This is a genomic window from Pseudomonas sp. S3_A09 (assembly GCF_054668065.1).
In genome coordinates this window covers 273,484-286,528 of record NZ_CP162752.1, presented here as the reverse complement: position 1 = coordinate 286,528, position 13,045 = coordinate 273,484, and the positions used below count along the sequence as shown (strand labels likewise).

General features: G+C 60.1%; 10 protein-coding genes and 4 tRNA genes. 7 read left to right on the top strand and 7 right to left on the bottom strand.

The annotated features are described in order from the left end of the window. Positions 1-86: 86 nt before the first annotated feature. Positions 87-1,370, top strand: coding sequence for a Zn-dependent hydrolase (locus AB4N92_RS01370; protein ID WP_042572094.1), 1,284 nt, complete (start codon positions 87-89; stop codon positions 1,368-1,370). 130 nt (positions 1,371-1,500) lie between these two features. On the opposite strand, the gene AB4N92_RS01365 is transcribed toward AB4N92_RS01370, so the two are convergent. From AB4N92_RS01365 to AB4N92_RS01350, 4 genes are all read right to left on the bottom strand, one after another. Continuing rightward, positions 1,501-1,710 carry a DUF6124 family protein gene (locus AB4N92_RS01365; protein WP_021492831.1) on the bottom strand — a complete coding sequence of 70 codons (210 nt, stop codon included), beginning with the start codon at positions 1,708-1,710 and terminating at the stop codon, positions 1,501-1,503. Between the two features lie 596 nt (positions 1,711-2,306). After that, positions 2,307-3,725 carry an efflux transporter outer membrane subunit gene (locus AB4N92_RS01360; protein ID WP_044287398.1) on the bottom strand — a complete coding sequence of 473 codons (1,419 nt, stop codon included), beginning with the start codon at positions 3,723-3,725 and terminating at the stop codon, positions 2,307-2,309. Next, positions 3,709-4,878: an efflux RND transporter periplasmic adaptor subunit gene (locus AB4N92_RS01355; RefSeq protein WP_010209401.1), complete on the bottom strand. Its 1,170-nt coding sequence runs from the start codon at positions 4,876-4,878 to the stop codon at positions 3,709-3,711. The genes AB4N92_RS01360 and AB4N92_RS01355 overlap by 17 nt, the downstream gene beginning before the upstream one ends. Next, the gene (locus tag AB4N92_RS01350; protein ID WP_010209403.1) at positions 4,868-8,089 is read right to left on the bottom strand and encodes an efflux RND transporter permease subunit; all 3,222 of its coding nucleotides are present in this window, start codon (positions 8,087-8,089) and stop codon (positions 4,868-4,870) included. The genes AB4N92_RS01355 and AB4N92_RS01350 overlap by 11 nt, the downstream gene beginning before the upstream one ends. A gap of 198 nt (positions 8,090-8,287) precedes the next feature. Between AB4N92_RS01350 and AB4N92_RS01345 the strand changes: the two genes are divergently transcribed. Further along, positions 8,288-8,698 carry a PA0061/PA0062 family lipoprotein gene (locus tag AB4N92_RS01345; protein ID WP_010209405.1) on the top strand — a complete coding sequence of 137 codons (411 nt, stop codon included), beginning with the start codon at positions 8,288-8,290 and terminating at the stop codon, positions 8,696-8,698. Here the strand turns inward: AB4N92_RS01345 and AB4N92_RS01340 are convergent. After that, positions 8,695-8,856: a hypothetical protein gene (locus tag AB4N92_RS01340; RefSeq protein WP_010209406.1), complete on the bottom strand. Its 162-nt coding sequence runs from the start codon at positions 8,854-8,856 to the stop codon at positions 8,695-8,697. The genes AB4N92_RS01345 and AB4N92_RS01340 overlap by 4 nt on opposite strands. 285 nt (positions 8,857-9,141) lie before the next feature. On the opposite strand from AB4N92_RS01340, the gene AB4N92_RS01335 reads away from it, so the two are divergent. Beyond that, positions 9,142-9,804, top strand: coding sequence for a C39 family peptidase (locus AB4N92_RS01335; protein ID WP_031291166.1), 663 nt, complete (start codon positions 9,142-9,144; stop codon positions 9,802-9,804). A 156-nt stretch (positions 9,805-9,960) separates the two neighbouring features. On the opposite strand, the gene pbpG is transcribed toward AB4N92_RS01335, so the two are convergent. Together pbpG and folD are read right to left on the bottom strand one after the other, a co-directional pair. After that, positions 9,961-10,884, bottom strand: coding sequence for a D-alanyl-D-alanine endopeptidase (pbpG, locus tag AB4N92_RS01330; protein ID WP_010209408.1), 924 nt, complete (start codon positions 10,882-10,884; stop codon positions 9,961-9,963). 206 nt (positions 10,885-11,090) lie between these two features. Beyond that, positions 11,091-11,945, bottom strand: coding sequence for a bifunctional methylenetetrahydrofolate dehydrogenase/methenyltetrahydrofolate cyclohydrolase FolD (gene folD / locus AB4N92_RS01325; RefSeq protein ID WP_010209410.1), 855 nt, complete (start codon positions 11,943-11,945; stop codon positions 11,091-11,093). 279 nt (positions 11,946-12,224) lie between these two features. Between folD and AB4N92_RS01320 the strand changes: the two genes are divergently transcribed. The 4 genes from AB4N92_RS01320 (at position 12,225) to AB4N92_RS01305 (ending at position 12,703) form a co-directional block, all read left to right on the top strand. Next, positions 12,225-12,301: transfer RNA gene (locus AB4N92_RS01320), tRNA-Arg, on the top strand. A gap of 32 nt (positions 12,302-12,333) precedes the next feature. Next, positions 12,334-12,409: transfer RNA gene (locus AB4N92_RS01315), tRNA-His, on the top strand. A gap of 56 nt (positions 12,410-12,465) precedes the next feature. Then, a tRNA-Leu gene (locus tag AB4N92_RS01310) sits at positions 12,466-12,550 on the top strand. Positions 12,551-12,627: 77 nt separating this feature from the next. Beyond that, positions 12,628-12,703 (top strand) — tRNA-His (locus AB4N92_RS01305). Positions 12,704-13,045: the final 342 nt, after the last annotated feature.

Sequence of the window (13,045 nt, the reverse complement as noted above, 5' to 3'; positions counted from 1 at the left end):
TATCGCAGCCAAGCCAGCTCCCACACACGCCAGCTCTCACAGTTGAGTGAGTCAATTCATAAGAAATGTAGCCTGAGGAGATCCCCATGAACGCTGCCCTCGACGTTCTGCAATCGACCCATCAGCACATCAACCGCGACCGCTTGTGGCAGTCGTTGATGGACCTGGCCAAACTTGGCGCCACCCCCAAGGGCGGCGTGTGCCGCCTGGCGCTTACCGACCTCGACCGCAAAGCCCGCGACCTGTTTGTAAAGTGGTGCGAAGAAGCCGGTTGCACGGTCACCATCGACGGCATCGGCAATATCTTCGCGCGGCGCCCCGGCCGCAATCCCAACCTTCCACCGGTGATGACCGGCAGCCACATCGACACCCAGCCCACCGGTGGCAAGTTTGACGGTTGCTTTGGCGTACTCGCCGGCGTGGAAGTGCTGCGCACCCTCAATGATTTGAAGGTAGAAACCGAGGCGCCGCTGGAAGTGGTGGTGTGGACCAATGAGGAAGGCTCGCGCTTTCCGCCGTGCATGATGGGCTCGGGGGTGTTTGCCGAGAAATTCACCTTGGCGGACACCTTGGCCAAGGTGGATGTGGATGGCGTCAGTGTCGGCGACGCGCTGAATGCGATTGGCTATGCGGGCTCGCGCGCGGTAAGCGGTCATAAAGTGGGTGCGTATTTCGAGGCGCACATCGAACAGGGCCCGATTCTTGAGGACGAGCAGAAAACCATCGGCGTGGTGCTCGGCGCACTCGGGCAGAAGTGGTTTGACCTGAAACTGCGTGGAGTTGAAGCGCATGCGGGACCAACGCCGATGCACCTGCGCAAGGATGCCTTGGTGGGCGCGGCGGCAGTGGTAGCGGCGGTGAACGCAGCGGCACTGGGGCACCAGCCTCATGCGTGCGGGACGGTGGGTTGCCTGCAGGCTTATCCGGGATCACGCAACGTCATTCCAGGCGAAGTGCGCATGACCTTGGATTTCCGTCACCTGGAACCGGCACGTCTGGATTCGATGATTGCGCAGGTGCTCAAGGTCATTGAAGACACCTGCGCCAAACATGGACTCAGTTTCGAGATGGAACCCACCGCAGACTTCCCGCCGCTGTATTTCGACAAAGGCTGCGTGGACGCTGTGCGCAATGCGGCGAATGGCCTGGGCCTGTCGAACATGGACATTGTCAGCGGGGCAGGGCACGACGCGATCTTCGTTGCCGAACTCGGTCCGGCAGGGATGATCTTTGTGCCGTGTGAGGGTGGCATCAGCCATAACGAAATCGAGAATGCCGCACCTGATGACCTGGCGGCAGGGTGTGCGGTGCTGCTGCGCGCCATGGTCGCCGCCTCGGCAGCCATCGCCAACGGCAAACTCGCTGCCTGAAACCCGGCGGTTCAGTTAGGTGTTTACTGATTGGTCCACTGCAATCGCAGGCAAGCCAGCTCGCACATTTGAAAGGCTTCACAGCTTAAAAATGTGGGAGCCGGGCTTGCCGCCCTGACAGACGATGCTGTTACTGGGAGATTGCCTCGTTGGTGCCATCTGCGACTCGATCCACCAACAGCTGCACGCCCTCCACCCTCCGACAAATCCCCCGCACCACACTGCGTTGCGGACCATCGACTTCAAAAACCGGGTTCGCGGCAATGGCATTGATGGATTCAAGATCCTGAGAGGCATTGACCAGCAGGGTTTCGTTGTCGAGGGCGGGCCCGAAAGACATGTCCCAAACCTTCGTATGCCAGATTCAGGAACTACTAAAAAGTCGCTTTACTCAATCGTTACCACGATCCTGCTGGCGCTATGCTTGGTGTATATCGGCGGCGGCTGGCTTCTTTCGCCAAGTCGCCCGCAATTGACAGAGGTTGTACTCTGCACGCCTCTGAGCAATGACGCGTCCGTCTAGGGTGTGAAGGATGATCGTGGAGGGGCAACTGTTCCGTTCACCTACCGATACTACGTCTATCGCACCTTTGGGACTGACACAGAAGTATTGTCTGCTTTGGAAGGTGCCAGTCCATTTTTGATTACGCGTGACGCATCGGCAAAGATTGAGGTGCAAGGCCAAACGATCACTGTCTCGGTGGCGGGGGATGTTTCGGACTACCACAGCCGTACGCTGTATCGACATGCCAATGGCGGCGATTGCACGGTGGTCAGTGTTTATCTTGATAGCCGGCCGCAAGTGAGCGAGTCAACGTTGACTCCTTGATTCCCCGCAATCAGGAAAGTGTGAGCTGGCTTGCCTGCGAAAGGGGGCATCAACCCGTTGATTCGGCGACTGGCTCACCGGCATCGCAGGCGAGCCAGCTCCCACATTTAATTCGATGCGTGCCAACCCCCGCCGAGCGCAGTCACCAACCCTACACTGGCTTGCAGTTGCCGTGTCTGCACCGCCTGCAAGGTCCGTTGCGCCTGCAGCGCTGCCGTCTGCGCGGTCACCACGTCCAGGTAGCTCACGGCCCCGGCCTGGTAGCTGTTCATCGCCAGCGATTGAGTGTGCTGTGCCGCATCCGCCGCTGCCTGCTCATCCTGTGCCTCTTGCTGCAAGTCGCGCAGCTGAGCCAGGTTGTCCTCCACTTCGCGCACGGCTTTCAGCACCTGGCTGCGGTAGTGCGCCGATGCCTCTTCAAACTCGGCCTTGGCTTGGCGTTCGTTGGCACTTAGGCGACCGCCATCGAAGATCGGCAAGTTGACCAATGGCCCCAATGCCCAATAGCGATTGCCGGCGGACAGCAGGTTGCCGACCCCTTGCGTCTGCCCGCCAATCAACCCCGTCAGACTGAAATCCGGGTACCACGCCGCCTTGGCCACGCCGATGTTGGCGTTGGCCGCAAACACCCGTCGCTCTGCCGCTGCAATGTCCGGGCGGCGTTGCAGCAGGTGGCTTGGCAATTGCGAGGGTATCCCCGGCAAGGAGATCAATTGCGGGCTCGGCGACAATGAAAAATCACTGGCGGCCACACCCACCAGCTCACCAATCGCATGCTCGGTCAGGTTGCGCTGCCCGCGTATTTCATCCCATTGCGCCTTGGCTTCGGCCAGTTGATTCTGCGCGCGTGTAAGGTCCAGCTCCGAGGCAATCTGGCCTTCATAGCGGCTACGGGTCAGCTGTAGCGCCTGGCGGAAATCATCCAGCGAACGGTCGAGAATACGCGCCTGCGCATCCAGCCCATTGAGCTGCACATACAACGTCGCCAACTGATGCTGAAGGCTCAGGCGTGCCACCGCCAAGTCATCGCCGGATGCCTGCGCCTGGGCATCGCCCGCCGCGACCTGGTTGCGGATTTTGCCCCACAGGTCCAGGTCGTAGCTCAGTGAAAAGCCCGCGGTATTGCTGTTGTACACCGAGGGTTGCGTATCGCCCCTCAGCGGTCGCGAATCCGATTGCCGCTGGCGCAACGGTTGCGCGCTGGCAGTGATCTGCGGGAACAGCCCGGCATGCAGTTGGCTGGCATACGCCTGGGACGCATCGAAATGCGCCAGTGCCGCGGCCAAATCCGGGTTGGCCTTGAGCAGTTGCTGTTGCAGGTCGTTCAGGCGCGAATCGTTGTAGAGCGTCCACCACTCGGGCGCCAGTTGGTCGGACGGTTGCGCGCTGTGCCACGGGCCGTCGCTGGTCTGTTCGCGGTAGCCGGCGGGCAAGTCAACCGCAGGCACCTGGTAGGTTGGGGCCATGGAGCAACCCTGCAATGCCAGCAGCATCAAGGCAGTGAGAGGTTTAAGCCTTGGGCGCATGCGCACCTCCCGAGGCATCGGCCAGTTGCACCGGGTCACCTTCACGCAGGGCGTCGGGCGGGTTGTCGACTACACGATCGACCGGTTTCAGGCCCTGGTCGATCACCAGGCGTTCACCGAGATCCAGGCCGATGTGGATGGTTTGCAGATGCACATGATTGTGCGCGTCAAGCACAGCGACCTGAGTACCTTGGGCGCGAAAAATGAGGGCGCTGGCCGGAATGCTCACGCCATGGGTGTCCGCCGGAATCGGCAGCGTCGCTTCGGCGTAGTCACCGGGCAGCAATTCACCGTTGGGGTTGTCCGCAACGAACTGCGCAAGCAGGGTGCCGGAGCGGCGGTCGATGGCGGTGGAGTCGCCGATCAGGCGCGCCTTGAAGTGCTCGCCGGGATGCTCGGGCACCGTCAGTTCAGCTTCAAGGCCGGGATGGATGACCGCCGCGTAGTTCTGCGGCACCGGTACGTACAGACGCAATTGATGGGTGTCGGCAATGTTGAACAATTCCGGGTCACTGTCGGTATCGGCCTTGATCAACTGGCCGATATCGGTGTTGCGTGCGGTGATGGTGCCGGCGAATGGTGCGCGGATGGTTTTGTAGCTTTCCAGTGCGGACAGCCGCGCATAGTCGGCAGCGGCGGCTTCGGCATTGGCCTTGGCGGCTGCAGCGTTGGAGGTTTTCTCATCGGCTTCCTGGCGTGATACCGAGTGGCTGGCGAGCAGGTTTTGCCAGCGCGTGGCGGTGGTTTGCGCCAGGCGTGCGTTGGCCTGTTCCTGAATCAGCCGGGCGTGGGTTTGCGCCATTTGCTGGTCCAGGTCCGGGCTGTCGATTTCGGCCAGGATTTGCCCGGCTTTCACCTGCGTACCTATGTCGGCTTTCCAGTCCTTCAGGTAGCCGCTGACGCGGGCATGGATGGGCGCCTTGCTCCAGGCTTCCAGGTGCGCCGGCAAGCGCAGGGTGTCGCCGGCGGCGTTCTGTTGCGGTTGGAACACCCGCACTTGCGGGATCGCTGCAGTCTCTGTCCAGGCGGTGACCGATTGTTCGTGCAGCGTGCGGGCATGCAGGCCATTGGCGACCAACAGGGCGGCCAGGGTCAGGCCGCCGACACCCATGAGCATCAGACGCTTGCGCGAGGGTTTGTGATCAGACGACATGTGGGGTTTCTCCTGCAACAGCGCGAGTTGGGTGGCGCCCGTGGATCAGACTGAAGACCACGGGTACAAACAGCAGGGTGGCGATGGTGGCGAAGATCAACCCACCGATCACAGCCCGGCCAAGGGGGGCGTTTTGTTCCTCGGAAATGGCCAGGGGCAGCATGCCGATGATCATTGCCAGGGCGGTCATGCACACCGGGCGGAAACGCGTATAACCGGCCTCCATCGCGGCTTTGAGTGCATCGCCGTGTTCGGCCAGGCGTTCACGGCAGAAACTCACCACCAGGATCGAGTTGGCGGTGGCCACCCCCATGCACAGGATGGCGCCGGTCAGTGCCGGCACCGACAGCGAGGTGCCGCTGAGGAACAGCATCCACACGATTCCCGCCAGTGCGGCCGGTAACGCCGTGATGATCACGAACGGATCGGCCCAGGACTGGAAGTTGACCACGATCAGCAGGTAGATCAGCACCACAGCACCGAGCAGGCCGAAGCTCAAGCCACTGAAGGCTTCATGCAGCGCATCGATCTGCCCATGCAGGCTGATCACTGCGCCTTTGGGGCGCATGGCCGCGGTGTCATCCAGTACCTTTTGCACATCGCGGGCCACGCCGCCGAGGTCGCGGCCTTGCACGTTGGCGTACAGGTCCAGGGTCGGTTCGATGTTGTAGTGGGTCACTACCGCGGGGCTTTCCACCCTGGAAATACTTGCCACACCGCCGAGGATCTGCGACTGACCACCCGCGCCGGTCACCGGCAAGGCTTCCAGTGACGGCAAGCTGTCGAGACGGTATTGCGGCGTCGCGGCGACGATTGAATACGACACGCCGTTGGCCGGATTGAGCCAAAAGGTCGGGGCCACTTGGGAGCTGCCGGCCAGGGAGGCGACCATGCTGTTGGTCACGTCACGCTCGGTGATGCCCAGGCCATTGGCGCGCAGTCGGTCGACGTTTACCTGCAGGGACGGATATCCGGTGGACTGCTGGATTCGCAGGTCGGCAATGCCCGGTACATGTTGCAGTCGTCGCTCCAGTTCCACCGCATAGGCCCGGTTTTCTTCATCGCTGCGCCCGGATATTTTCACGTCCAGCGGGGCCGGGGCGCCGAAGTTGAGGATCTGGCTGCTGATGTCTGCCGGTAGAAACGCGAAGTGGCTGCCGGGGAAACTTTGCGGCAGGGCTTCACGCAGCTTCTTCACGTAGTCGGCGGTGGGCGCGTGGTCTTTTTTCAGCGTGACCTGGATATCGCCGTCCTGCGGGCCGATGGTGCCGCTGCTGCTGTAGGCCATGTCGATGCCGCTGAGCGGGATGCCGATATTGTCGACGATAGTGTCGAGTTCCTCGGCAGGAATCACCTCTCGAATCCGCGCTTCGATACGGTCGAACGCGGCTGCGCTTTCTTCAATGCGCGTGCCCAGCGGCAACCTCACGTGAAGGGCCAGGGCGCCGGCGTCGGTGGCCGGGAAAAAGTCTTGGCCCAGACTGGGCAGCAGCAGGAACGACGCGAGCACGCAGGCGAGGAAACCGACGATAAAGCGCTTGCGATTGCCCAGCGCCAACGTCAATAGGCCATGGTACGTGTCGCGGATATTCGAGAAGTGCCGCTCGAAGCCCTGCTGGAAGTTCAGCACCCCTTGCAGCACGGCATTGCGTTGTTGGGTGTGCTGCTCGCCCTCGTGGTGGTTGATGAATTCATCTTCCGGGTGATGGCCCGCGCCTTGCTCCGGTACATGGGGCTTGAGCAGGAACATCGCCAGGGTCGGCACCAGTGTGCGCGAGAGAATGAACGAGCTGGCCATGGCAAAGATCACCGCCAGGGCCATCGGCCGGAACAGGTAGCCGGCGATGCCTTGCAACAGGAACATCGGCACGAACACGATGCAGATACACAGCAGCGAGACGAACGCCGGTCCGACTATCTGCGCGGCGCCGTCGAGGATCGCGGTCTTCACCGCCTTGCCTTGCTCCAGGTGCCAGTTGATGTTCTCGATGGTCACCGTGGCATCGTCCACCAGGATCCCCACTGCCAACGCCAGTCCGCCGAGGGTCATCACGTTGAGGGTTTGCCCGCTGACCGCCAGCAGCGCGATGGCCGACAGCACTGCCAGGGGAATCGATGCGGCGATAATGATCGTGGAGCGCCAGCTGCCGAGGAACAGCAGGATCATCGCACTGGTCAGCAACGCCGCGATGATACCCTCCTGGGCCACGCTGCCCACGGATTGCTTGACGAACACCGAGGCGTCACCCAGCAACGAGGTCTTCAGCGACGGCGGCAGGGTTTCGTTGATACGCGGCAGCATCTGGCGGATGCCGTCGATAATCGACAGGGTGGAGATGCTGCCGTTTTTCAGTGCCGGCATCAGTACCGCACGGTGACCGTCGACGCGCACGATATTGGTCTGTGGCGGCGAACCATCCCGCACGTGGGCGACTTGGCCGATGGTGATCAGCGCGCCGTCGACGGTCTTGATCGGCAGGTCATTGAGCTCATCAATGGCCTTGGGGCTGTTGTTGAGCAGGATCGTGTATTCGTTGGGGCCGAGTTTGGCGGTGCCCACCGGGATGATCTGGTTCTGCAACGCCAGGGCGTTGCCCACGTCCTGGGCTGACAAGCCTTTGGCAGCCAACGCCTGTGGGTCGAGGTCCAAGGTGATCTGGCGTTGCTTGCCACCCATCGGTGTGGGCATGGCCAGACCGGGCAGGGCGCTCAGGGGCAGGCGAATGTTGTTCTGCACCAAGTCGCGGATCTTTGCTTCCGAGAGGCTGGGGCTGGAGAACGCCATTTGCAGGATTGGCACCGTGGAGGCGCTGTAGTTGAGGATCAGCGGCGGCGTGATGCCTGGCGGCATCTGCTTGAGCACGGTTTGTGACACCGCCGTCACCTGGGCGTTGGCGGTGCGGATATCCACGCCGGGTTGGAAGAAGATCTTGACGATGCCCATGCCGGGCAGGGATTGCGACTCGATGTGTTCGATGTCGTTGACGGTGGTGCTCAGGGAGCGTTCGTAGGTATAGATCACCCGACCGGCCATGGCGTCCGGCGACAGGCCGTTGTACTGCCAGACCACGGCAACCACGGGGATGCCGATGTCCGGGAAAACGTCAGTGGGGGTACGCAGGGCCGCCATCGGCCCGATGATGCAGATGAATATGGCCAACACGATAAACGTGTACGGCTTTTGCAGTGCGGTCTTTACCAGCCCGAGCATGCGTGAAACCTCCGAAAGGAGCAGGATTGCAAACCTCGGCAGTCTCACGCGACCCACCTAACACGCACCTTTCAGTCAGGTGAAGGAACATTTAGGAAGGGGCTGAAGATCGTTTCATATGTATTCATTTGTTCTACACAGGGTGGCTCCTCAAGCTTGTAGCCCACCGGACACATAGTCCTTCTTTGGAGCCCTGCCATGTCACTCAAACCTCTTTTGTTGATCCCCGCCCTCGGTGCTGTGCTGTTGTTGTCGGCGTGCGCCGGCCCGATCCCCAAGGCGGACCCGAGCGAAGCGTGGATCGGTTTGAAAGAAGAAGCCCCCAACGACCTGATGGCTGAGCGCGTGGACGGTCATCGCGTGGATGACGGACGTTTCTTCGAAGTGACGCCGGGAGACCATCGCCTGGATGTAACGCTGTTCGAGGAAGAGCCAGGCGACGACAACCAGCAGGACTGCCAAGGGCGGGTCGAGTACAAGCACTTCAAGGCGGGTGAGCACTACACCCTGGTGGAGTCGAGCCTGGGCACCACCGTGCGCGCATCCTTGATGGATGGTCACGGCAAGGAAGTGGCGGCGACTCAGGACTTCAATTGCATGCCTGGCTAGGCGTGATGCGCTGCCACCTTATGGGGTTTGGCGGGTGCAGCGGGTCTGACCTGGGGGTGATGGTGCCGACGGGTGATGCGCAGCACCCCCCACAACATGGCGCCGGCCACCGCCAGCCAACCGCAGATCAACAGGACAATCGTTGTTGCAAGGCTCATTCGGGCCTCCTTTCGCCCCCTCGGGGCACACACAGTCTTCTCAATGGACAGTCTAGCTACCTGACGGTTGCCTGCTATTGACCAATGGTCGTGTCTGTCCAACTTCTTTGCTATATCCACGACCTTTGTAGGCGCGAGCTTGCGCGTGAAACACGTCAACGGTAAGGCGGGCTATCTGGATTGACCCGGCACCCTCAGGTTTTTCGCGAGCAAGCCCGCGCCTACTTAAACGTGATTGGGCTATGATCAGGCCCCTTACCGGCAGTTGATCAAGAGAGTCGAAAATTGCGGTTACGGTCGAACCTTAAAACATCCTTGTTCCTCGCGTGTGCCCTGGGCCTTGCGGCGTGTTCCTCCACCCCGTCCAGACTGGCGGGCCTGCCGGAGCGTGTCGAGCTCACCGGCGTGCCGACTTTTCGCAGCGAGGCATATCAGGGCGGTCCAACGTCTTTAGCCAGCATGCTGTCGCAACAAGGCATTGTCATGACACCGGGGCTATTGGATAAACCGCTGCATTTGCCGGGCGGCGAAGCGGACCTGGAGCGCAACATGCAGGTGTTGGCGCGTGAGTACGGCCTGATGGTGTATCCGCTGGATGCCAAGCTGACGGCAGTGCTGGCCCAGGTGGCGGCGGGATATCCGGTGATGGCGCGGGTTGGCGGTGGGTTGTGGTCGGATGCGCACTATGTGGTCGTGGTGGGGTTCAACCAGCAAAAAAGCACAGTGTTGCTGCGATCGGGAATGGATCGGCGTCTGTTGATGAGCTTCAGCGACTTTGAGTCCAAATGGAAAAGCGCCGGCAGTTGGGCAATCCTCACCCAGCGCCCGAGCCAGTTGCCAGCCAATGTGGATGCACAACGGTGGCGGGACTCGGCGAATGCGACGGCTCAAGCCGGTCAGGAGCGGGCGGCGGCGCAGGCGCTGAAGGTGTTGGCGGAGAAAAAGTAACAGCCAGCCCCGAGGTGCCAATGTGTGCACCGGAACCTGTGGGAGCCGGGCTTGCCCGCGATGCAGGCACTGAGGTGGTTCAGTTACACCGCCGTGATGCTATCGCAGGCAAGCCAGCTCCCACACAAGCCAGCTCCTGCATTAAGGTGGCTGCGGTTAGCGGCGTACTTCGGCGGCGTTGGGACGATTCTTCAGGTTCTTGTCAGCCTTGTAGCGCAGCGCCACATCCGGCACCGAACCGCTCTTGCCGGTCTCGACCCAATTGCGGATACGGCTGGCATCGGCAAAGTGGGTGAATTTGCCGAAGGCGTCCAGGATTACCAAAGACACCGGGCGGTTGCCCATGTTGGTCACCAGCACCAGGCAGTGGCCGGCTTGGTTGGTGAAGCCGGTCTTGGTCAACTTGATGTCCCAGTTGGCGCGGTTGATCAGGTGGTCTGTGTTGGAGAAGCCCAGGGTGTAGTTGGGCTTGCGGAACGACACGGTCTTTTCCTTGGTGGTGCTCAACTGGCTCAGCAACGGGTAGTGACGCGCGGCGGCGAGCAGTTTGCTCAGGTCACGGGCAGTGGACACGTTGTGGATCGACAGGCCAGTGGGCTCGACGTAATGGGTGCTGGTCATGCCCAACGCCTTGGCTTTGGCATTCATCGCCGCGATAAATGCCGGGTAACCACCCGGATAGTGGTGCGCCAGGCTGGCGGCGGCACGGTTTTCCGAGGACATCAGCGCGATCAGCAGCATCTCTTTGCGCGGCATCTCGCTGCCGATCTTCACGCGGGAAAACACACCTTTCATTTCCGGCGTGTCCTTGATGTTGATGTCGATGTATTCATCCATGTTCTGCTTGGCTTCCAATACCACCAGACCAGTCATCAACTTGCTCACCGAGGCGATGGGGACGACCACGTCCGGGTTGCTGGAATAGATGACCTTGTTGGTTTGCAGGTCCACCAGCATGGCGCTGCCGGAAGCGATTTGCAGTTTGGACGTGTCACGCGGGGCCTGGGTGGTTTCGGCGGCGTGCGCAAAGGTGCCTGTGAAAGCAAATAATAGGCTGACGAGAGAAAGACGAATTTTCACGCGGATGAACTCGCTAAAAAGTAAGGAAATACCGTTCGGGAACGGTTTTTTGATAAATGCCGTTACATTTTAGGAGTATGGATCAGAAACTGTCGAATGTTCTTCTAGAACCCGATGAAAGTTCTTAAAAACTAAGAAAAACAGGATTTATTGCGGGCAATAAAAAGCCCTGCGATAAAGCAGGGCTTTTTCAGTACGGCTGGTTATTAAGCGTGCAGGGTCTCTGCGGCGTACAGAGTGTTTTCCAGCAGGCAAGCGCGCGTCATCGGGCCGACACCACCGGGTACCGGGGTGATCCAGCCAGCGCGGGGCAGGGCGGTGTCGTACACCACGTCTCCCACCAGCTTGCCGTCATCCTGGCGGTTGATGCCCACGTCGATGACGATCGCACCTTCCTTGATCCATTCACCTTTGACCAGTCCGGGCTTGCCGGCGGCAACCACGACCAGGTCGGCGCGGCCGACGTGGCCTGCCAGGTCTTTGGTAAAGCGGTGGGTGACGGTCACGGTGCAGCCGGCCAGCAACAGCTCCATTGCCATCGGGCGGCCGACGATGTTGGAGGCGCCGACCACTACTGCATCGAGGCCATACAGGTCGACACCGGTGCTTTCCAGCAGGGTCATGATGCCTTTTGGTGTGCACGGGCGCAGCAGCGGAATGCGCTGGGCCAGGCGGCCAACGTTATAAGGGTGGAAACCGTCGACGTCTTTGTCGGGCCGAATGCGCTCCAGTAATTTGGAGGCGTCCAAATGCTCGGGCAATGGCAGTTGCAGCAGGATGCCATCGATCTTCGGGTCGTCGTTGAGGCCGTCGATCAGGTCGGTAAGGGCCTGCTGGGTGGTCTCGGAAGGCAAGTCGTAGGCCTTGGAAATAAAGCCGACCTCTTCACAGTCTTTACGCTTGTGCGAGACATAAACCTGAGAGGCAGGATCGCTGCCGACCAGGATCACCGCGAGGCCCGGCGTGCGCAGACCTTGCTGGCTGCGCTCGGTGACTCGTTTGGCGATCTGCTGGCGCAGGCTGGCGGCGATTGATTTGCCGTCGATAAGTTGTGCAGTCATTACGCGTGATTAACCATCGAGAGGGGGAAGAAAAGTGCGCGCATTCTCGCATGCCAGGACGTTAGGGCAAAGGCGCTTGGTCTGCAAATTGCCCTAACCCCTTAAATAAAATGAATTTTTTTCAAAAAAGATTTGACGGGTTTCGAGGGCGTCTATACTATTCGTCGCACTTGTCGGGCACAGCCTAGCACTGGTTAAGAAGGTCGAGCAGAATAACGTGTTGTTCTGTAAGGCTGGAAGCACTTAGTTTGTAATCCTCCAAGAGTACAGATTAATAAGGCGCCCGTAGCTCAGCTGGATAGAGCATCCGCCTTCTAAGCGGATGGTCGCAGGTTCGAGTCCTGCCGGGTGCGCCATTAGGCAGCTTTGGCACAAGTAGCGCTATATGGTGGGCGTAGCTCAGTTGGTAGAGCACGGGATTGTGACTCCCGTTGTCGAGGGTTCGATCCCCTTCGTCCACCCCATATTTTAAAAGGCGCCAGATTAATCGTCTGGCGCCTTTGCTTTAAGAGCTTCAAGCGCGGATGTGGTGGAATTGGTAGACACACTGGATTTAGGTTCCAGCGCCGCGAGGCGTAAGAGTTCGAGTCTCTTCATCCGCACCAAATAAAGCCTGGCCCTGTCGAAACGCAGGGTAGGGCTCAACAAAGAAGTGGTTTGGTTTCTTTGTTAACGCAATATGGTGGGCGTAGCTCAGTTGGTAGAGCACGGGATTGTGACTCCCGTTGTCGAGGGTTCGATCCCCTTCGTCCACCCCATATTCGAAAGGCGCCAGATTTAACAGTCTGGCGCCTTTTTTGGTTTCAGCGGTTCGAAATATCCAGCGGCTGCAGGTAATGAGGCGCGACGGCAGGGCGTTTCGTCGTATTTATGTATCTCGATGATGCTGCGCTGCCTGCCAGCCCTGTTTGCGGGGTTGGCCGTCAGGGAGATGCATGACGACTTCTTCTATATATAGAAGGGGCGGCGCAGAGCCCTGGCGTGATGGGTTGTATTTGTCACCGGGGCGAGGTGCAGCAGTGCCTTCGTACCGATAAATTGCCGGCTGTTTTCGGGCGTATTTCCAGTAGGGTGACTTCTTGAGTTTGACCCACTAGAAT

Coding starts and splice junctions, on each gene's coding strand:
- AB4N92_RS01370 (WP_042572094.1), top strand. CDS start 87: ATGAACGCTGCCCTCGACGTTCTGCAATCGACCCATCAGCACATCAAC.
- AB4N92_RS01365 (WP_021492831.1), bottom strand. CDS start 1,710: ATGTCTTTCGGGCCCGCCCTCGACAACGAAACCCTGCTGGTCAATGCC.
- AB4N92_RS01360 (WP_044287398.1), bottom strand. CDS start 3,725: ATGCGCCCAAGGCTTAAACCTCTCACTGCCTTGATGCTGCTGGCATTG.
- AB4N92_RS01355 (WP_010209401.1), bottom strand. CDS start 4,878: ATGTCGTCTGATCACAAACCCTCGCGCAAGCGTCTGATGCTCATGGGT.
- AB4N92_RS01350 (WP_010209403.1), bottom strand. CDS start 8,089: ATGCTCGGGCTGGTAAAGACCGCACTGCAAAAGCCGTACACGTTTATC.
- AB4N92_RS01345 (WP_010209405.1), top strand. CDS start 8,288: ATGTCACTCAAACCTCTTTTGTTGATCCCCGCCCTCGGTGCTGTGCTG.
- AB4N92_RS01340 (WP_010209406.1), bottom strand. CDS start 8,856: ATGAGCCTTGCAACAACGATTGTCCTGTTGATCTGCGGTTGGCTGGCG.
- folD (WP_010209410.1), bottom strand. CDS start 11,945: ATGACTGCACAACTTATCGACGGCAAATCAATCGCCGCCAGCCTGCGC.